Source organism: Alkalihalobacillus bogoriensis ATCC BAA-922, assembly GCF_000621445.1.
Lineage (GTDB): Bacteria > Bacillota > Bacilli > Bacillales > Bacillaceae_F > Bacillus_AO > Bacillus_AO bogoriense.
Genome location: NZ_JHYI01000045.1, coordinates 1 through 19,603, shown reverse-complemented (window position 1 = coordinate 19,603; position 19,603 = coordinate 1). Strand labels below are relative to the sequence as shown.

At 37.5% G+C, this 19,603-nt stretch carries 20 protein-coding genes, 1 rRNA gene, 1 other RNA gene and 1 other annotated feature; of the genes, 1 reads left to right on the top strand and 21 read right to left on the bottom strand.

The window, feature by feature from the left end:
• The 21 genes from T323_RS0115385 to guaB all read right to left on the bottom strand — a co-directional run.
• A 16S ribosomal RNA gene (locus T323_RS0115385) occupies positions 1-177 on the bottom strand; the annotation flags it as partial.
• 290 nt (positions 178-467) lie between these two features.
• Positions 468-731, bottom strand: coding sequence for a pro-sigmaK processing inhibitor BofA family protein (locus tag T323_RS0115380; protein ID WP_026674070.1), 264 nt, complete (start codon positions 729-731; stop codon positions 468-470).
• 87 nt (positions 732-818) lie between these two features.
• On the bottom strand, positions 819-1,031 hold the full coding sequence (locus tag T323_RS0115375; protein WP_026674069.1) for a YaaL family protein: 213 nt from the start codon (positions 1,029-1,031) through the stop codon (positions 819-821).
• Positions 1,032-1,049: 18 nt separating this feature from the next.
• Positions 1,050-1,646, bottom strand: coding sequence for a recombination mediator RecR (recR, locus tag T323_RS0115370; RefSeq protein ID WP_026674068.1), 597 nt, complete (start codon positions 1,644-1,646; stop codon positions 1,050-1,052).
• A 12-nt stretch (positions 1,647-1,658) separates the two neighbouring features.
• Positions 1,659-1,970 carry a YbaB/EbfC family nucleoid-associated protein gene (locus tag T323_RS0115365; RefSeq protein ID WP_026674067.1) on the bottom strand — a complete coding sequence of 104 codons (312 nt, stop codon included), beginning with the start codon at positions 1,968-1,970 and terminating at the stop codon, positions 1,659-1,661.
• Between the two features lie 26 nt (positions 1,971-1,996).
• Positions 1,997-3,673 carry a DNA polymerase III subunit gamma/tau gene (gene dnaX / locus T323_RS0115360; RefSeq protein ID WP_026674066.1) on the bottom strand — a complete coding sequence of 559 codons (1,677 nt, stop codon included), beginning with the start codon at positions 3,671-3,673 and terminating at the stop codon, positions 1,997-1,999.
• 148 nt (positions 3,674-3,821) lie between these two features.
• Positions 3,822-4,087: signal recognition particle sRNA large type (ffs, locus tag T323_RS28470), an RNA gene on the bottom strand.
• 112 nt (positions 4,088-4,199) lie between these two features.
• Positions 4,200-4,355 (bottom strand): YycC family protein, encoded by a 156-nt coding sequence (locus T323_RS28465; RefSeq protein ID WP_084309302.1) that lies wholly within the window; start codon positions 4,353-4,355, stop codon positions 4,200-4,202.
• Positions 4,352-4,849 (bottom strand): tRNA adenosine(34) deaminase TadA, encoded by a 498-nt coding sequence (tadA, locus tag T323_RS0115350; protein ID WP_026674065.1) that lies wholly within the window; start codon positions 4,847-4,849, stop codon positions 4,352-4,354. The genes T323_RS28465 and tadA overlap by 4 nt, the downstream gene beginning before the upstream one ends.
• Before the next feature lie 49 nt (positions 4,850-4,898).
• Positions 4,899-5,027: a hypothetical protein gene (locus T323_RS29585; RefSeq protein WP_281175743.1), complete on the bottom strand. Its 129-nt coding sequence runs from the start codon at positions 5,025-5,027 to the stop codon at positions 4,899-4,901.
• A gap of 127 nt (positions 5,028-5,154) precedes the next feature.
• Complete coding sequence (gene opp4C / locus T323_RS26905; protein WP_035178946.1) at positions 5,155-6,054, bottom strand: oligopeptide ABC transporter permease; 900 nt, start codon at positions 6,052-6,054, stop codon at positions 5,155-5,157.
• Between the two features lie 11 nt (positions 6,055-6,065).
• Complete coding sequence (locus tag T323_RS0115335; RefSeq protein WP_026674064.1) at positions 6,066-7,031, bottom strand: ABC transporter permease; 966 nt, start codon at positions 7,029-7,031, stop codon at positions 6,066-6,068.
• 80 nt (positions 7,032-7,111) lie between these two features.
• Positions 7,112-8,893 carry a peptide-binding protein gene (locus T323_RS0115330; RefSeq protein ID WP_026674063.1) on the bottom strand — a complete coding sequence of 594 codons (1,782 nt, stop codon included), beginning with the start codon at positions 8,891-8,893 and terminating at the stop codon, positions 7,112-7,114.
• A gap of 117 nt (positions 8,894-9,010) precedes the next feature.
• Positions 9,011-10,030 carry an ABC transporter ATP-binding protein gene (locus T323_RS0115325; RefSeq protein WP_026674062.1) on the bottom strand — a complete coding sequence of 340 codons (1,020 nt, stop codon included), beginning with the start codon at positions 10,028-10,030 and terminating at the stop codon, positions 9,011-9,013.
• A 3-nt stretch (positions 10,031-10,033) separates the two neighbouring features.
• Positions 10,034-11,023: an ABC transporter ATP-binding protein gene (locus T323_RS0115320; protein WP_051556563.1), complete on the bottom strand. Its 990-nt coding sequence runs from the start codon at positions 11,021-11,023 to the stop codon at positions 10,034-10,036.
• A 90-nt stretch (positions 11,024-11,113) separates the two neighbouring features.
• Complete coding sequence (locus tag T323_RS0115315) at positions 11,114-11,563, bottom strand: Lrp/AsnC family transcriptional regulator (RefSeq protein ID WP_026674060.1); 450 nt, start codon at positions 11,561-11,563, stop codon at positions 11,114-11,116.
• 405 nt (positions 11,564-11,968) lie between these two features.
• Entirely contained in the window at positions 11,969-13,246 is a 1,278-nt protein-coding gene (gene serS / locus T323_RS0115310; RefSeq protein WP_026674059.1) for a serine--tRNA ligase, read from the bottom strand.
• Positions 13,247-13,348: 102 nt separating this feature from the next.
• Positions 13,349-13,566 (bottom strand) — a binding site (T-box leader).
• Positions 13,567-13,569: 3 nt separating this feature from the next.
• Positions 13,570-14,154, bottom strand: a complete 585-nt coding sequence (gene pdxT / locus T323_RS0115305) for a pyridoxal 5'-phosphate synthase glutaminase subunit PdxT (RefSeq protein WP_026674058.1) — start codon at positions 14,152-14,154, stop codon at positions 13,570-13,572.
• A gap of 46 nt (positions 14,155-14,200) precedes the next feature.
• On the bottom strand, positions 14,201-15,085 hold the full coding sequence (pdxS, locus tag T323_RS0115300; protein ID WP_026674057.1) for a pyridoxal 5'-phosphate synthase lyase subunit PdxS: 885 nt from the start codon (positions 15,083-15,085) through the stop codon (positions 14,201-14,203).
• 139 nt (positions 15,086-15,224) lie between these two features.
• Complete coding sequence (locus T323_RS0115295; protein WP_051556562.1) at positions 15,225-16,565, bottom strand: D-alanyl-D-alanine carboxypeptidase family protein; 1,341 nt, start codon at positions 16,563-16,565, stop codon at positions 15,225-15,227.
• 77 nt (positions 16,566-16,642) lie between these two features.
• Positions 16,643-18,106 carry an IMP dehydrogenase gene (gene guaB, locus T323_RS0115290; protein WP_026674055.1) on the bottom strand — a complete coding sequence of 488 codons (1,464 nt, stop codon included), beginning with the start codon at positions 18,104-18,106 and terminating at the stop codon, positions 16,643-16,645.
• A 153-nt stretch (positions 18,107-18,259) separates the two neighbouring features.
• Between guaB and T323_RS0115285 the strand changes: the two genes are divergently transcribed.
• The gene (locus tag T323_RS0115285; RefSeq protein WP_026674054.1) at positions 18,260-19,216 is read left to right on the top strand and encodes a YaaC family protein; all 957 of its coding nucleotides are present in this window, start codon (positions 18,260-18,262) and stop codon (positions 19,214-19,216) included.
• Positions 19,217-19,603 lie beyond the last annotated feature (387 nt).

Sequence of the window (19,603 nt, the reverse complement as noted above, 5' to 3'; positions counted from 1 at the left end):
ATCCGGTATTAGCACCGATTTCTCGATGTTATCCCAGTCTACAGGGCAGGTTGCCCACGTGTTACTCACCCGTCCGCCGCTAACATCAGGGAGCAAGCTCCCATCAGTCCGCTCGACTTGCATGTATTAGGCACGCCGCCAGCGTTCGTCCTGAGCCAGGATCAAACTCTCCATAAAAGTGTTTGATATAGCTCAAAAATAATTCATTGACGAGATATTACTATCTCTTTAATTCGCTTGGCTTTTTCTTGTTCAGTTTTCAAAGAGCTATTGTGGTGTCAGACATGCAGTGTCCAACAGCGACTTGAATATCATATCATTTTTACACCATCACTGTCAATAACTTTTTTAATTTTCTTTTGTAAATTGTGTTTGTCAGCGACAGGAATTTAATAATACCATGTATGCTTTAAACAAGCAATAAAAAATGCGTGGTAAATAAAGGAATTAGTCCACGCATTTTTTCATTATAATATAAATTGTTCAATTGCAACTAAGACAAGAATCCCTGGTATACCTAAAAACCCGGATACTGAAGCTGTTACTGCATTAATGGGAATGTGATAATCAAATAATGAACCAAATGCATTTAAGAAAAACAATAATAATGCACCTATTAGTAGTTTAACCGCGGCCTGTCCGACAAAATGTAATGGTTTGACTGGCGCGCCAACAACCAATAATAAAAAAATAAGCCCACCTACTAAAGAAACAATTAAAATTGGATCCATTGTTACCATCCACCTCACTCTTTTCTATTACTATACATATATGTTTGTCCCACAAAAAAAGAACGAAAAGGATAAAAACCTTTTCGCTCACATTGTTGTTCCACGTTTTCTTGCTTCTCTTAATAAAAAGAAGTATTTCATTTCAATAATTTTCAAATTGTTCAATACAATCGGTGATGGATCTACACTTTTCCTTACGAGGTCCTGTTGTATCATTAAATCGTACTTTAATTGCTCAAGCAGCTCCAACAATCGACTATCTTCTTTAATTCTGATGTATCCCTTTTTTTTAAATACCATGCTAGATATAGCCCCCTTTTACAATTCACGTCGACCTTCAATCGCCTTTGACAAGGTTACTTCATCAGCATATTCCAAATCGCCACCAACTGGTAAACCATGGGCGATTCTTGTCACTTTAATACCTGTTGGTTTGACAAGTCTTGATATATACATTGCTGTTGCTTCCCCTTCAATATTAGGGTTTGTTGCAACAATGACTTCTTGAATCGTATCATCTTGCAGCCGCTTTAGCAGTTCAGGGATTTTTATATCTTCTGGCCCTACACCTTCCATCGGTGAAATTGCACCATGCAAGACATGATATAGCCCATAGTATTCTCTCATTTTCTCCATGGCAATCACATCTTTTGCATCTTGGACAACACAAACAATCGAACGATCCCGCTTTTGGTCTTCACAAATACGGCAAGGATCGGTATCTGTAATATTATGACAAGCTGAACAGTACGTTAAATCCCGCTTTGCATTCACTAATGCTTTTGCAAAATCAAGGACATCGTCTTCTTTCATATCTAATACAAAAAAAGCCAGGCGGCTCGCTGTTTTTGGACCAACTCCTGGCAATCTCATAAATCCTTCAATTAATTTTGCTATCGGTTCAGGATATTGCAACCTGTTACCCTCCTAGAACATTCCTGGAATATTCATGCCTTTTGTAAATTTGCCCATGTCTTGTTCAATTAACTCATCGACTTGTTTTAATGCCTCATTTGTTGCAGCTAAAATTAAATCTTGTAGCATATCCACGTCATCTGGATCAATGACCTCTTCTGAAATTTTCACATCGACAATTCGCTTATCTCCCGTTGCAACAACCGTCACCATGCCGCCACCAGCTGTTGCTTCTACTGTCTTTTCCTTAAGTTCTTCCTGTGCCTTTGCCATTTGCTTTTGCATTTTTTGCATTTGTTTCATCATTTGTCCCATGTTTTTCATCTTTCTTCGCCTCCAATATTATAATCTTATTCAATGATTTCTATTAAATCATGCCCAACTAATTTTATCGCTTCATCTACCATAGGGTCTTCTTGTTTTTCTTCGCTTCCACCTCGTTGCTCGCGAACAAATTCCTCTTTTATCTTATCCCACTGATGAACTAATAACGATAATAACTGTGTAGGTTGATTACACACTTCAGAAATTGTTTTCTCTACATCACTACGGAATTTCGTATCAATCATATCACGATGCATTTCATTTTGAAACGCAAGTAATACTGTTGTCTGGGATGCGGCCACTGGTTTACAATCACTTAGCCACGCATGGGCTCGAATATTATTTTTACGAACAAGCTCCATAACCTTGCCCCATGAATTAGATACACGCTGCAAATCTGCTTTTGATGCTTGCTTAAGCATTTCTTTAATTTGCGGGGTTGCTACTTTCCCTGTTGACGTTTGTGGTGTCACACGACGTTTTGGTTTTTGCTCTTCTGTTGCTTGAACTTGCTGAAGCCCTTGCCCTGACTTCAAGTTTTCAAGTGTTTGTTCTAACTGTTGTATTTTACTTTTCAATGAGTCAAGTTCGATATCGTTTTCTTTTGAGTTAGTCGAAGTTGGTTGTTGGCATAATTTTACAATCGCAACTTCTAAAAATATTTTTGAATGGGAAGCCCATTTCATCTCTTGTTGACTATGATTTAACACATCAATGTAATGATAAATCAACGTTGTTGTAAGAGAAGAAGCCAGTTGCTTAAATTCTTCATCTACCTTTGCTCGTTCGAGTGCTTCTTCAAGTGATGGAGCCGTTTGATAAAGAAGGATATCACGGAAATAAAAAATTAAATCTTCAATAAATCGCTGTGGGTCTTTTCCTTCATTAATAATGCCATTGACTGATTGCAAGGCAGCTTGAACATTTTGTTCACTAATCGCTTTTATCACATCGATTAAAAACCGTTCAGACACTGCTCCCGTTATCGATAACACATCATCAACTGTGACATGACCATCACTATAGGATATGGCTTGGTCAAGTAGACTTAACGCATCCCGCATTCCTCCATCAGCAGCTCTCGCCAATAAGAATAAAGCATCATCATCAACTGTAGTTTCATAATGGCTAACAATATATTGCATTCGGTTAACAAGTGCTTGATTTGTAATTCGTTTAAAATCAAAACGTTGACACCTTGATATAATCGTTAACGGAATTTTATGCGGTTCTGTTGTAGCTAAAATAAAAACAACATGTTTTGGTGGTTCTTCTAGCGTTTTTAAAAGTGCATTAAACGCACCCGTGGAAAGCATATGTACTTCATCAATAATATAAACTTTATATCGAACTTCATTGGGGGCAAATTTCACTTTATCGCGAATATCACGAATTTCGTCAACACCATTATTAGACGCGGCATCTATCTCTATGACATCAACAATCGATCCATCCGTAATTCCAATACATGTCCGACATTCATTACAGGGTTCCTGTACAGGCGCTTTTTCACAGTTAATCGCTTTAGCCATAATTTTAGCAGCACTTGTTTTCCCTGTCCCACGTGGACCTGTAAAAAGATAAGCGTGAGAAAACTTCGATTGACCTAAAGCATTTTGTAGTGTTTTTGTTATATGTTCTTGACCCGCCACATCTTTTAAGAATTGCGGCCTCCAAACACGATATAATGCTTGGTAACTCATTTCTCACTCCCCCTTTTACAAACCATACGTCCCTTATATATTATACTCATACCTCTTGGAAAATCAAAGTACTACGAAACTAATTGTTTTATATAGTAAAAAAGCAACAACTACAAAATTGTAGTTATTGCTTTATATAAAGTGAATGCCGTGCACCAACTTTCGATCAAGCTGTCCCAGGCGTTACCTAAGCAGTTAGCTCGGCCCAGGCACCTCTACGGCACACGGAAGGGACCACTTACTGCTGCTTCCTTCCGGACCTGACAGGGTTCATGGGTTTCCGTTGCGTAGAACCCAGGCGTCAACACCACTTACTTAGGGCAGACCCTACGACAGCAAGACCTAGAGTTGGAATTCGGCCTCGCTATAGCGGATTGCGAGTACAGGGCACCGCTACCTCCCCGCTTAGCACGGCAAATTAATTAACAATGTTTAGTGCGCCTGTTATGACGACGCAATATTTAGTATAGATGGTTTACAATGAAAATGCAACAGTAATGCTCTTCCATTATTACATATTATTTACTTAAGTTTCATCATTCTCTTGTTTTTCTTCGGCTTCTTTTTGTGCAAGCTTAGCCATTATAATATGTGGAGGAGTATGCATGACGTGCTCAAGTGGCATTTTTAACTTTTCAGCAATTTTTTGTGCCGTTTCTAATGAAAATTGATTTGGTCTCATTCTTTTTCCCCCATATCTTCAACTTTATTCTTTTGCTTTTTTTGTTTCCTTAAATCTTTAAAAAAATTCGATAATAATCCCCCACACTCTTCCGCTAATATGCCTTCTGTCCACTCAGCTTGGTGATTAAACTTTTGCTCTGATATAAGATTATAAATCGTCCCACAACAGCCCGCTTTCGGGTCCCTTGCTCCAAATACAACTCGATCAATTCTTGATTGAACAATCGCACCTGCGCACATTGGGCATGGTTCTAATGTAACATAAAGGGTACATCCTGTTAATCGCCACGTATTTAATGTTTTACAAGCTTCGTTAATAGCTATCATTTCAGCATGACCAATCGCTTGTTGCGTTGTTTCCCTTTGATTATATCCGGTTGCAATGACTTCCCCATTATAGACAATCACTGCACCAATCGGAACTTCTCTTAATTCCTCTGCTTTTTTCGCTTGTTCAATCGCCATTCGCATGTTTGCTTCATCATTATTCATAATACTTCCTCTTTATAAAAAATAACATGGATTTTTAGTTTCTTCCATGTTACCTGTCTTTTCGATATTTTTCTACCTCTAGTTCAATTTTTTTCATACTTGACCACCGTAAAAACGTTTTTTCCACTTCATCTAATTTACTTTTAACGATTCGGTCTTGTTGACAATCGTGTCTCACATTTAAACTCCTTTAAATTGGATTTCTACTTATGTAGTTTTAACAACTTTTGGTAACCTATACATAAAAAATCAAAATAAAAAGAAGTCCAACCCATTAAAGGATTGAACCCCTATTTTTCTCTCTATTATCTATTTTTACTTTTTGGATCAAACGCATCACGTAAGCCATCACCTATAAAGTTAATGGCAAGTACCGTTAACAAAATAGCCAAGCCTGGCGGAACCCAAGCTTCAGGGTATTGTGTTAATACACGTAAACTTCTAGCTTCAGTCACCATATTCCCCCATGTTGGAGTAGGCTGTGGTATACCAAAACCGATGAAGCTTAACCCTGACTCAATAATAATCATTGTAGCCATCATTAATGTCGCATTTACGATAATCGGACCTACTGCATTTGGTAAAAAGTGCTTTGTAATAATACGGAAATCTGAACAGCCAATCGAACGAGCTCCTAATATAAATTCTTTTTCTCGTAAAGATAGAAATGTTCCACGTAAAATCCTCGTAATATTCGGCCACGAGGTTAAGGCGATAATCGTAATAAATAAACCGATCGTCACTTTATCTGCAATTGCCATAATTGTTAAAGCAATTAATAAAAACGGGAAAATTAACATTAAGTCTGTTGCTCTCATAATAAGGCTATCGACTTTTCCACCGTAATACCCAGAAAGTGATCCTAAAATAAGGCCAATGACTAATGTAAATAACATCGCTGCTAAACCAATAATAATCGAAATACGGGCACCATATACTAATCTAGAAAAATTATCTCGACCAGAACTATCTGTACCTAAAATATGCTCCCCACCTGGTTTTGCCATAACATTCATTAAGTTCGATTTCGTTGGATCATGCGTTGCAATCCATGGTGCAAAAATAGCAACTAAAACGAAAATAACTAAAAGGACAATTCCTAAAATGGCTAACTTATTACGAAGGAAGCGCCGCATTGCTAGTTGAAAAGGACTTGCACTTTTTGCAACTTTTTTCGGTTGTTCTGCATTTGCTGTACTATTCATTAGCGCTCACCTCAATCGTAACGAATTCTAGGGTCAACTAACGCATATCCAATATCAGCAAGTAAGTTTCCAACAAGGATCGTTACTGCTAGGATTAAGTTAATTGCCATAATGACAGGATAGTCTCGATTTGTAATCGAGTTTAAAAACAACGTTCCTAAACCAGGATAATTAAACACGGCTTCTGTAATAACAGCTCCACTTAATAATGTTCCAAATTCAAAACCTAATAACGTAATGATTGGAATTAACGCATTACGAAGTGTATGTTTATATAAAACCGGACGTGGTCCAAGGCCTTTTGCTCTTGCGGTACGAATAAAATCACTACCCATAACTTCCATCATTTCTGTTCTCATATAACGCATATAAATCGCTGTACTTGCCAAACCAAGTGTAAACCCAGGTAAAACTAAATGCCTGATTTTATCAAAAAATAGTTCAAAACCTGTTAAACCTACTGCAGACACCGTACCTTGGGATGGAAACCACCCAAGTTGGAACGAAAAGACATAAATGGCGATTAACGCCGCAAAGAAGTTAGGAGTTGCAAGACCGAGAAAAGCAAATGTAGTTGCACTATAGTCAAGCAATGAATATGGTTTTTTCGCTGAATAAATCCCAATTGGGATTGCAACTAAAATTGTAATGACCAAAGAGAAAATAGCTAAATATAATGTGTTCATAATCCGTGAACCGATTAATTCACTTACTGAACGACCTGTATAATGCATAGATTGACCAAAGTCACCTTTAGCAACTGAAGATAACCAATTCCAATATTGAACATAAATAGGATCATTTAATCCTAATGCTTCTCTTCGCTCTTCCAACACTTCATGTGGAATATTTGGATCTAATATCTCTCCAGATAATGGGTCTCCGGGTGCAGCGTGAGCAAGTGCAAAAATGACAATTGTCACGACAAAAAGCATAGGTATGAATTGCAAGACCCTTCGAATGATGTATTTATACATGATTGTCCTCCTCCTACACAGTAAAAGGGGGTGCACAGCAGGTCTAGACCATGCACCCTTGAACTTCTACTTGTTATGAATTATTGTTCAACCCACCATAAGTGAGAATCCGCATTAACCATACGTGGTTTTACAGTCCAGCCATGGAACTTGTTATTGAATGCAACGTTTACGTTAGCACTGTATAACGGTACAGCTGGAAGTTGCTCTGAGTAATATTTAGCCCAGTCGTTGTAAATTTCTTGACGGTACTCAAGTTCAAATGCTTCTGGAGCTTTAAGTGCAGCATCTAACAACTCATCACTATGTGCATCATCCCAACGTAAGTAGTTGTATGGTGCCGTTGATCTGTGGATACCAGATGGATCTGGGTCTCCAGTTGAAAGTCCCCACCCAGCTAGGTACATATCCCAGTCTGTATCGTTACGCTCAACTAACTCAAAGTGAGCAGCAGCTTCACGAGGGCTTCTCATGTCTACTTTAATTCCAACTTCAGCTAAGTTTTCAACGATGATTGGAGCTGTACGCTCACGAGTTTCGTTACCAGTTGGATAGTCTAAGTTAAGAACCCACTCGTTGCCGTTCGGGTCTTCACGGAAACCATCACCATTTGTATCTTTATAACCAGCCGCATCAAGTAACTCGTTTGCTTTATCAGCACTCCACTCATATTGATTTACAGCATCAGGGTTATAAGCCCAAGAAGCTTCAGGGAATGGTGCGTTTAACACAACACCTTGACCATGCATTAACCCATCAACAAAACCTTGACGGTTAATAGCATAAGCAATCGCTTGACGAACTTCTACATCTTTTAGTTTTTCATTTTCTACCCAACCTGATTTGTCAGTCCAGTCAGATTGCTCACCTTCAGAATGGTGTAATTTAAATCCAAGGTATTGGTAACCGAAATCTTGGTCTTGAACTAATGTTACATTTGGCATAGCGTCTACATCAGCTGCATCCGCTGCCGGTACTCCACCAGGAAGTCCTACCATGTCAATTTCTTCGTTTTGAAGTAAACCAGTCATAATCGCGTTATCAACAACACGCCATACTACACGATCAAGGTAAGGAGTACCTTGCCAGTAGTCATCATGACGCTCAAGAACATATTGCTCGCCTTCTTGCATTTGTGCAAATTTAAAAGGACCAGTACCAATGACTTCACCAGCATTACGAGAAGCTGTATGTTCTGGCATATCTGCTACATCTACACCTTCAAAAATGTGTGCAGGAATAATCATAAAACTTGTATATTGTAAAGCAGTAATACTAGGCTCTTTAAAATAGAAAGTCACTGTATAGTCACCATCTGCTTTTACACCTTCAAATGTATCTGTTTCACCAGCAACATACTCTTCATAGCCAACTAATTGGTTTACGTAGTCAACACGTACACCACCAGCTGCTGTATATTCTGGGTCAGCAATAGCCGTATATGTGAATACTACGTCTTCTGCAGTAAATTCTTCACCATCATGCCATTTAACGCCTTCTTCTAAAAAGTAAGTTAACTCTGTGAAATCATCATTGAACTCCCAATCTTTTGCTAAAGATGGAATGAACTCAAGGTTTTCATCTAATGTTACTAATGCTTCATGTGTGAAATCTAAGATGTTTGCTTCATAAGAATCTGAATAGAAAATCGGGTTGAACTGATGTCCAGGTGCTGAGAACATTGCAGCTGTTACTGTTCCACCTTGTTGTGGTTCGCCAGCAGTTCCTTCGCCTTCACCTTCTGCAGGTGCTTCTGTAGGCTCTTCAGTTGTTGGGTCTTCTCCATTACCGCCACAAGCAGCAAGGATCATCCCAAACGTAAGTAAAGCAACTAACATAAACAATAAACTTTTCTTATTCATGTGTTTGTTTCCCCCTGTTATTTTTTTTGTTAATCCCAATACATAGTCGAAGCTCTTTTCACTCTTTCTCTTTGAAGCCACCACCTCCTAAAATAGTTCACTTCATTTTTGCTCACATTACACTGTTTCTGGTTCTATTTTTGGTTCAGGTTCAGTGTATAGGTGACAAGCAACAAAATGGCCATCTCCCATGTCCGTTAATTCTGGTCGTTCTACGTGACATCTGTCATGTGCATGAGGACAGCGTGTATGGAAAGAACAACCGGTTGGTGGATTAGACGGACTTGGTAATTCTCCTGTTAACTTAATTTTTTCTTTCTTTTTCGTTACATCTGTAGATGGCACAGCTGAAATCAATGCTTGTGTGTACGGATGTAGCGGTTTGTCATATAAAGAATGTTTAGGTGCAATTTCTGCAATACGGCCTAGATACATAACAGCTACTCTATCACTTATGTGTTTTACAACACTTAAGTCATGGGCAATAAATAAATACGTTAAGTCAAAGTCATCTTGTAAATCATCCATAATATTTAATACTTGAGACTGTACGGAAACATCAAGGGCTGAAACTGGCTCGTCACCAATAATGAACTTTGGCTTTGTCGAAAGTGCTCTTGCAATTCCAATCCGCTGTCTTTGTCCACCCGAAAATTCATGTGGATATTTCAAACGCGCTTCTGGTCCAAGACCTACTTTTTGCAACAGCTCAATGACCATTTCTTTTCTTTCTTTTTTGCCTAATGTTTTTTGGACTAACATCGGCTCTTCAATCAGTTCACCGACACTCATTCTCGGATTTAATGATGCATACGGGTCTTGAAACACCATTTGCATATCTTTTCGTAATGGGCGAATTTTTCCTTGGCGAAGATTGGATATATCTGTTCCTTCAAATGTAATCGTACCTTCAGTTGGGTCTAGCAATCGTAAAATGACTCGACCTAATGTTGATTTACCAGAACCAGATTCTCCTACGATACCTAATGTTTCACCTTTATAAATATCAAAGCTGACATCATCAACAGCTTTGACGTAACCAACAGTACGTTGCAAAAGTCCTCCTTTAACAGGAAAGTACTTTTTTAAATTTTTGACCTCTACTAATTTTTCTTTTTGATTTTCTGTATTAGACATGTTTTACTCCTTTCCTTCCCCGTAAAAGAGAACACATCGTACTTTATGTCCAGGCTCGTCCTCGACTAGCAACGGTACCTCTTTCGTACATTCTTCGGTAGCATGCTTACAGCGTGGAGCAAAACGACAACCTTCTGGAAAAGCGTGTGCTGGTGGAACCATACCAGGAATCGATTCTAAGCGTTCTTTTTCTTGGTCAATCGTCGGCATACTTTCTAATAATCCGACTGTATATGGGTGCTTTGCATTTGTAAATAATTCTTTTACTTCTGCTTCTTCCACAATTTGACCACCGTACATAACGATAACGCGGTCAGCTACTTCAGCAACTACTCCTAAATCATGGGTAATCATTAAAATCGAAGAACCAAACTCTTCTTTCATATCAATCATTAAATCAAGAATTTGTGCTTGAATCGTTACATCTAGTGCTGTTGTCGGCTCATCGGCAATTAACAGCTTCGGATTACAGGATAACGCCATCGCAATCATGACACGCTGTCTCATCCCACCTGATAATTGGTGCGGATATTCATGAACCATTTCTTCTGCTCTAGGAAATCCTACTAATTTAAGAAGCTCCACTACTTTTACATAGGCTTCTTTCTTTTTCATTTTTTTATGTTTCATTAACGGTTCTGCAATTTGATTCCCGATTGTAAATACCGGATTTAATGATGTCATCGGTTCTTGGAAAATCATACCAATGTCATTACCACGAACATTTGTCATTTCTTTATCTGACAAACTTAATAATTCTTTTCCGTCTAACTTAACGCTACTACCTTTTTCAATCTTACCTGGTGGTTCTGGGATGAGTCTCATCACTGATAGGGATGTGATACTTTTCCCACTTCCTGACTCCCCAACTAAAGCAAGTGTTTCCCCTTTTTCGATATGAAACGAAACACCATCAACTGCTTTAGCGACCTTGTTATCTATATAGAAATATGTTTTTAAGTCTTTTACTTCTAACAAGCTTTGCTTTGACAACTGATTCACCTCTATCTTCTCAGTATTTAGTGCATTTATAATATTTAGAAAAATGAAATTATAAGCACACTGATTTTTCTCTCTCTCGCCTTACGGTACATATGAAAAGGAATCTTTGAACTGCTTCAACTCTATATTTACGTCAGCACTTACAATTCCATCAATTTTTGCCAGTTTTTTATTTACAAAAAAGACTAAATCCTCATTATTTTTAAAATAGGCTTGAATAATAATATCATGTCTGCCTGAAAATGCGCCTACAAAACGCACTTCACTGTACCTATTTAACTGGATGGCAATTTCTTCTTGCATTCCTAGTTTTGTAGAAATCCCAATAATCGCTTGGACATGTAGGCCAATTTTATTTGGATTCGTATGAATGACAAATTCAAATACATCTTCTTTTAACATCCGATTTATTCGAGTACGAATCGTTCCTTCACTGACGTCAAGTAATCTAGCAATTTCAGTATAAGAACGTTTGCCATTCTCTTGTAAATATCCTAAAATAGCAAAGTCTATATGATCTAATTTTCCCATATCATCACATCTCTTTACGTAATCAAAACTATGGACTGCAAAAAAAACTACGATTTACTTCAATTAGATTTAAATTTTCTGTAAATTTCGTAAATGTTTTTATCAGATAACGCTATTATAAGTAATTCTATTAATTAATGCAATATTCGTTTTTTGTTATCAGCTTATTTTATTGTAACAAAATCTAACAATCTACTTATATATAAGCATTGGAAGCCCTTTCAAGAACTAAAATTTACAAAATTTTTTTTTTGCGAATTTCAAAATTATTTATTTTTTTTATTACGAAATTAATAATTTTATCCATGTGAAGTGTAAAAATAAGAACTTACGTTTGTACTTTTTGTAAATTATATTAGGAATGTAATAAAAGGGCTGTCGATTTTTACTCGACAGCCACTGCGTTTAGCTTAATGTTATTTTATCTGTTCTCATATATGGTTGTAACACTTCCGGTACAAGAATAGAACCATCTTGTTGTTGATAATTTTCTATAATGGCTGCAACTGTTCTTCCTAGTGCTAAGCCTGAACCGTTTAATGTATGAACGAATTCTGTTTTTCCTTTTGCTTCTCTACGAAAACGGATGTTGGCACGTCTTGCTTGAAAATCTTCAAAATTACTACAAGAAGAAATTTCACGATACGTATTGTAGCTTGGTAACCACACCTCTAAATCATACTTTTTCGCTGCGGTAAATCCTAAATCCCCTGTGCACATACTCATGACTCGATAAGGTAATTTCAGCAGCTGTAATACTTTTTCCGCATGGCCTGTTAATGTTTCTAGTTCCGCATAAGAATCTTCAGGTTTGACGAAGCGTACAAGTTCTACTTTATTAAATTGGTGCTGACGAATTAATCCTCTTGTATCTCTTCCTGCAGAACCTGCCTCAGAGCGGAAATTTGCACTATAAGCCGTATAGCTAATCGGTAATTGCTCTGCTTGAAGAATTTCATCACGATGTAAATTCGTAACGGGAACTTCGGCAGTCGGAATTAAAAAATAATCTTCTTCACGAATTTTAAATGCATCTTCTTCAAATTTCGGAAGCTGGCCAGTCCCTGTCATGCTTGCACGGTTTACCATATATGGTGGAAGTACTTCTTCATACCCATGCTCATCTTGGTGTAAATCCATCATAAAATTAATCAAAGCGCGTTCTAATCTTGCTCCTAATCCTTTATAAAAAACAAATCGACTACCCGTTACTTTAGAAGCTCTTTCAAAATCTAGAATTCCTAATTTCGTAGCGATATCCCAATGTGGCTCAGGCTCATAAGAAAACTGTGGTTTGTCTCCCCATGTTCGAATTTCTACATTATCATCCTCTGTTTGGCCAATTGGCACAGAGTCATGTGGGATATTTGGCAAACGCATCATAATCTCGTCCAGTTGGGCTTCAACTTCACGTAACTCATCGTCTAATCTTTTGATTTCATCTGAAACTTGCTTCATTTCCTTTATTAAATGGTCGGCATCTTTCTTCTCCCGCTTTAACTGAGCCACTTCCTGAGAAACTTGATTTCGTTGTTGCTTTTTTTCTTCTACATCGACAATGATTGACCTTCTTTTTTCATCTAACGGCAAAAATGCATCTAATCCAGAAATATCTTCATTTCTACTCGCTAATTTTTCCTTTACTTCATCAAACTGACTTCGTAGTACTTTAATATCTAACATAAAATAACCTCCTAAATAGTACAACACTGTATTTTTTTATTGTATTAAAAAATATATCCAATTTCTACTAGTTAAAAAACATAGAAAAAGCCCTCGTCCCAAAAAAGGGACGAGAGCACCCGCGTTGCCACCCTTGTTGTAAACGAGATGGTCGTTTACCACTTAAGTCAATAACGGTGACTACCGAAAATAATTACTAATCATCTGATGTTCCTTATTTTACTCAAGGATGGATTCACAATAAGTACATAACGGTTTTCACCAACCACCGTCTCTCTAGTGATGTCGTTACTGCTACTAGTTCCTTTCAACGCTTTTTCATTTTATTGTTTTTCTTTCGCTTGTTTTACCATCTCTACAAAATACTGATGAAAACGATGGTCATCTGTTAATTCAGGATGAAAAGAACAAGCTAAGTAATGGTCTTGTTTTGCGACTACGATCTCATCTTTAAACTTAGATAGAATTTCAACCGTTTCATCAACTTCTACAATAAGTGGTGCACGGATAAAGACGGAACGAACATCGTCACCTACACCGGTTACGATTAAGTTTGTTTCAAAACTTTCTCGCTGGCGACCAAACGCATTTCTTTGCACTGTCATATCCATAAAGCCTAGATGACCTTCTGGCTGACCAACAATATTCTTAGACATTAGGATTAAACCCGCACAAGTACCAAATATAGGTTTTCCTTGCTCGCCAAATTGTTTAAGTGGCTCAAAAAAACCATATTTATCAATTAATTTTCGCATCGTTGTACTTTCTCCACCAGGGAAAACTAGTCCATCGATGTCATCTAATTGCTCTACTTTTTTTACGATAATCACTTCTGTACCAGGTGACTCTAGACACTTTGCATGTTCACGTACGGCTCCTTGCAAAGCGAGTACTCCAATTTTAACCATAACAAACTCCCTTTCTCTTTACATGGAGTTTTGTTGTTAACAAAACTTACCAACCACGTTCTTGCATACGTTCAGAAGGGTTTAGTGAAGAAATTTCAATACCTTTCATCGCTGTACCAAGGTCTTTTGATAGTTCAGCGATTAATTTATAATCTTCAAAATGCGTAGTTGCTTCTACAATCGCACGAGCGAATTTTTCAGGGTTGTCTGACTTGAAGATACCTGAACCTACAAATACACCATCTGCTCCTAATTGCATCATTAACGCAGCATCAGCAGGAGTCGCTACACCACCAGCAGCAAAGTTAACAACCGGAAGTTTTCCCGCTTCTTTAATTTGAACTAAAATTTCATATGGTGCACCTGTGTTTTTCGCTTCTGTCATTAACTCATCTTTTGACATGGAAATGACTTTACGAATTTGAGCTTGAATCATGCGCATATGACGAACAGCTTCAACGATGTTTCCTGTACCTGGCTCACCTTTTGTACGTAACATCGAAGCACCTTCACCGATACGACGAGCAGCTTCTCCAATATCACGTGCTCCACATACAAATGGGACCGTGTATGCACTTTTATCTAGATGGTATACTTCATCTGCAGGTGTTAATACTTCACTTTCATCAATATAATCCACACCAAGGGATTCAAGGACACGAGCTTCTACAATATGACCGATACGGCATTTAGCCATGACAGGAATCGATACTGCATTCATTACTTCTTCAACAATTGTAGGGTCTGCCATACGTGCGACTCCACCAGCTGCACGAATATCTGCTGGTACCCGCTCTAGTGCCATTACTGCAACTGCTCCTGCTTCTTCTGCAATCTTTGCTTGTTCTGCATTAATAACGTCCATAATGACGCCACCTTTTTGCATTTCAGCCATACCACGTTTTACTCTGTCTGTTCCTACTTCTACCATAATTGATTCCTCCTATACCGTTCACCTATACTGCTGTTTATATTGTACATTTTCTACCATTACTATTCTTCATACAGTATATTTATTTTTTCCACTATTCATTGTACCATTTTTCTCTTGTAACGCCAATAATAACCGATTAGAACCAACCTTTTACTGTTTCAGAAACACTTGTCCAAATGCTTGAAAAGAATCCTCCAATAGAACCTAATGTTCGTGAAAACCATCCTGCACGTTCTACTGCCTCTATTGTCACGATATTGACTTGGTCTTTTTGATTTGCTACTAAATATTCAATACTTCCTTCACCGTCATATTGAACAGTTAACGTACCAACTACTTCACCTTGTTCTAGTGGAGCAACTAAGTCTTCATCTGAAAATGTAATAACCGGGCTATATAATTGTTCTTCACCCGTCTTAATTAACAAAGACAAAGCTTCTTCTGTAGCAACTGCCACTTCTTTTTCTTTTCCACTTACGACTGGTAGTACCGGCTCTTCTCCTTGGTAACCCGCAGGAACAAGCTCAACCGTTTCAAACTGATTAAAGCCATAATTTAATAGCTTCTCAGTTTCATTGAAACGATCCGCGCGAGAAGCGGTTCCCATCACGACGGAAATTAGTCGAACCCCATTCCTTTCAGCCGTTGCTGTAAAACAGTTGCCAGCATTTAATGTAAATCCGGTTTTTAAGCCGTCAATTCCTTCATAGTCATGTTGTGTTTCAATCGTAGGTAACATCCAATTCCAGTTCATCATATGAATGGCATCATCTGTTCCTTCTTTAAATATCTTTGTTGGAATACTAGCTGTTTCTAACACTTCAGGATAATCCGTAATTAAATGATACGCTAATTTAGCCGTTGCCTTTGCAGACATCCTGTTTTCCTCATCTGCTGCTGTCCCTTGTGGATGTTGTCCTAATAAATCACTATTGTTTAATCCAGTCGAATTGACAAACATATATTCTTCCAACCCGAGTTCTTCAGCTTTGTCATTCATAGCTTGGACAAATCCAGCTTCTGAACCATACATTAATTCTGCAATCGCTATTGTAGAAGCATTTGCTGAATAAATAGCAACGGATTCATACAATTCCTTCACCGTATACGTTTCATCTTGACGAAGTGGTACATTGGAAAGGTCTGTATATAAAGATAATTGTCTTACAAAATTACTTATTGGCACCGTTTGATCCCAAGTTAAACGATTTTCTGCAATCGCTTCTAGTATTAAATACTCACTCATCATTTTTGTCATACTTGCAATGTGTAAATTCGCATCTGCATTTTTTTGATACAAAATTTTTCCTGAGTTTGCATCTACTAAAATAGCTGCTTCTGCCTCAACATCAAATGCTGCATTTGCTTGTAGTGGCTGCTGAAAAAACAGTGCCGACACCATCATTGCTATGACTAAGAAGAGAATTCCTTTATTTGCTTGAACTTTCACTATGTGCACCTCCGAGTTGATTTCCATAAACGATATTTTATCATAACTTACAACAAAAAAATAGATAGGTAAAATACCTATCTATTCACATTGGCAAGGTTGATTTAGTTATGAACTGAGTAATTTGGTGCTTCTTTTGTAATTTGCACATCATGAGGATGACTTTCTCTTAATCCTGCTCCTGTAATTCGTACAAATTGAGTATCCAATCGTAATTCATCTAATGTTTTTGTTCCACAATAGCCCATACCTGAACGAATTCCACCGACTAATTGGTGGATGGTATCAGATAAAGGTCCTTTATATGGAATTCTACCTTCAATTCCTTCTGGTACAAGCTTTTGATTATTTTCTTGAAAATAACGGTCTTTACTGCCTTTTTCCATTGCTCCAATAGAACCCATTCCACGATAAACTTTAAATTGTCTTCCTTGATAAATAACTCTTTCCCCCGGACTTTCCGACACACCAGCAAGTAAACTTCCTAACATAACAGCATGTCCACCTGCAGCAAGAGCTTTTACAATATCTCCTGAGAATTTTATGCCCCCGTCAGCAATAATAGGCACACCATGTTTTTTTGCTTCTGTCGCACAGTCATATACCGCTGTTATTTGTGGGACACCAATTCCTGCGATAATTCGAGTTGTACAAATTGAACCTGGTCCAATTCCGACTTTCACAATGTTTGCTCCAGCTTCAATTAAATCTCTTGTAGCTTCTGCTGTCGCTACATTTCCAGCAATGATATCTAAATTTGGAAAAGCGGTACGAATTTCTTTTACTTTTTCTAGTACCCCTTTAGAGTGACCATGTGCTGTATCAATGACAATAATATCTACACCAGCTTTTACTAATGCTTCAACTCTTGTAATGGCATCAGCAGTAACACCTACTGCTCCTCCAACAACCAATCGACCTTGACTATCTTTTGCTGAGTTAGGGAATTGAATGACTTTTTCAATATCTTTAATTGTGATTAACCCTTTTAAAATGCCATCATTATCGACAAGAGGTAATTTTTCAATTTTATGTTTTTGTAAAATTTTCTCTGCTTCTTGGAGAGTCGTTCCTACAGGTGCGGTAACTAGATTTTCTTTTGTCATGACTTCATCAATTAAGATATTATAATCTTCAATGAAACGTAAATCACGGTTTGTTAATATCCCAACTAGTTTTTGAGCATTATCTACAATCGGTACACCTGAAATTCTAAATTTCCCCATTAAATGTTCAGCATCAGAAACTTTATGTTGTGCTGTTAAATAAAATGGATTTGTAATAACACCACTTTCAGAACGCTTTACACGATCGACTTGTTCTGCTTGTTCTTCAATGGACATATTCTTATGAATAATCCCAAGACCACCTTCACGAGCGATGGCAATCGCCATCTCTGCTTCCGTCACTGTATCCATCCCTGCACTAATAATTGGAATGTTTAATGTAATATTATTCGAAAGTTTTGTTTTCACCTCAACCTCACGTGGCAAAATGTCTGAACGACGTGGCACTAGGAGAACATCATCAAAGGTTAACCCTTCTTTTTGAAATTTATTTTCCCACACTTCACTTTCACTACCTCTCCAAAATGTAATTTTTCGTCTAAAATATTATTTGTAGCTTAACAATTGGTTAAACTACTGTCAAGAAAGGAAATTAAGTCAAATAATTCTTACAATTTAGTTTGCTTGAAATCACTCTTTTTACGTAAGGAGGAATTGACAATTTGGAATCATTTTTCAAAATTCCATTCAGCTTCTTTTTCTCAGTCATACTTACAAACGTCGTATGAGTCATTACAGTTAGAAGACGCTGAGAAGCTTGCTTTTACGAATTGCTACCCTTATATTTACCACTTGGAACATGCAAAAAAATACTATGAGCAAGCAGATAATGCACCAATAGAAATACAACCTATGCTCCTTTTTTATGGAATGGTCCAGCTAATGAAAGCTTGCATTTTAACTACAGATCCTCACTATCCCGAAAATAGTCAAGTGTTGGCTCATGGTGTGACAACGAGAAAGAGAAAAAAAATCCAATATGTATTTTTACAAGATGAAGTGAAAATTCAGAAAAATGGGTTACTCTCTCATTTCTCATCTCAACTTTTTCACTTTGAACAAGTAACTGGTGAGAAGTATAAAATGAATCAGCTTCTTAAGCAACTCCCTGAGCTTCATCCTTTATTTTACCATTTCACACACAAAAAAATAGCTTACCTTGTTGATTTAAAAAATCAATTTGTGACAGTCCCTAATTCTTTGCTTGATGACTTCCACTTAAGTTCTTCAAGTTATATTGAATTTCTTACAAACCGTGGGCTAAAACTGGATAAAAATTCCGTACAAGAAAGCAAGGATACTTTTACTTTTTCAATAAAGAATGTAATTTCTCCAATCTATTCAAACCCTTTTCTATATTCACAAGACGGAAACTTGTATCTTCCTCGCTCTCGTGATGACTATATAGGGATTCCTGAATTATTATGTCATTATCTAATCCTTTACAATTTAAGTATGATTTGTCGTTATGAAGTAGAATGGTGGTCAGAATTATTTCGATATTATCCAGAAACAGATTTTCCTTTTATTGAGCAATTTTTAACTGTTACAAAAGAAAAAGTTCCTTTTTTAATACAAGCATATTTAAACAAAAAAAAGCACATGACGTAATCGCCGTGATGTGCTTTTTTATGGGAGTTGGCACGGTCTGACCGGAAGGGTGAGGCTAACGGACATTTGTTCCGCTGATATGAACAAAACTGTCAAGTCCCCCCCACTTTTTTACGTTTTTGGGCAACCTTAATAAAAGAACCTTGTTGCTTCTTTTTTTAGATTAACCAATCTGGTTAGACTATTTCCTTCGACCTTAACAACTCCCACTCAATTGGACGATAGGTTGTCAAGTGCTTTCCTTGACGAGCTATCGTCCAATTGAGATGCTGTAAAGAAGAGAAGGAAGGGTAAGCACACGGCACGAAGGCAAAATATTTTTAACACCGGTTGGCATTCTGATATACGTGGATTCACACAATTTATAATCCGTCTAGAGGCCTTTCA

What these genes read in the sequence shown, in the direction of transcription:
- T323_RS0115380 (WP_026674070.1), bottom strand. Translation starts at nt 731, where the DNA reads ATGGATCCAATTTTAATTGTTTCTTTAGTAGGTGGGCTTATTTTTTTA.
- T323_RS0115375 (WP_026674069.1), bottom strand. Translation starts at nt 1,031, where the DNA reads ATGGTATTTAAAAAAAAGGGATACATCAGAATTAAAGAAGATAGTCGA.
- T323_RS0115365 (WP_026674067.1), bottom strand. Translation starts at nt 1,970, where the DNA reads ATGAAAAACATGGGACAAATGATGAAACAAATGCAAAAAATGCAAAAG.
- dnaX (WP_026674066.1), bottom strand. Translation starts at nt 3,673, where the DNA reads ATGAGTTACCAAGCATTATATCGTGTTTGGAGGCCGCAATTCTTAAAA.
- T323_RS28465 (WP_084309302.1), bottom strand. Translation starts at nt 4,355, where the DNA reads ATGAGACCAAATCAATTTTCATTAGAAACGGCACAAAAAATTGCTGAA.
- tadA (WP_026674065.1), bottom strand. Translation starts at nt 4,849, where the DNA reads ATGAATAATGATGAAGCAAACATGCGAATGGCGATTGAACAAGCGAAA.
- opp4C (WP_035178946.1), bottom strand. Translation starts at nt 6,054, where the DNA reads ATGAATAGTACAGCAAATGCAGAACAACCGAAAAAAGTTGCAAAAAGT.
- T323_RS0115335 (WP_026674064.1), bottom strand. Translation starts at nt 7,031, where the DNA reads ATGTATAAATACATCATTCGAAGGGTCTTGCAATTCATACCTATGCTT.
- T323_RS0115330 (WP_026674063.1), bottom strand. Translation starts at nt 8,893, where the DNA reads ATGAATAAGAAAAGTTTATTGTTTATGTTAGTTGCTTTACTTACGTTT.
- T323_RS0115325 (WP_026674062.1), bottom strand. Translation starts at nt 10,030, where the DNA reads ATGTCTAATACAGAAAATCAAAAAGAAAAATTAGTAGAGGTCAAAAAT.
- T323_RS0115315 (WP_026674060.1), bottom strand. Translation starts at nt 11,563, where the DNA reads ATGGGAAAATTAGATCATATAGACTTTGCTATTTTAGGATATTTACAA.
- serS (WP_026674059.1), bottom strand. Translation starts at nt 13,246, where the DNA reads ATGTTAGATATTAAAGTACTACGAAGTCAGTTTGATGAAGTAAAGGAA.
- pdxT (WP_026674058.1), bottom strand. Translation starts at nt 14,154, where the DNA reads ATGGTTAAAATTGGAGTACTCGCTTTGCAAGGAGCCGTACGTGAACAT.
- pdxS (WP_026674057.1), bottom strand. Translation starts at nt 15,085, where the DNA reads ATGGTAGAAGTAGGAACAGACAGAGTAAAACGTGGTATGGCTGAAATG.
- T323_RS0115295 (WP_051556562.1), bottom strand. Translation starts at nt 16,565, where the DNA reads ATGGAAATCAACTCGGAGGTGCACATAGTGAAAGTTCAAGCAAATAAA.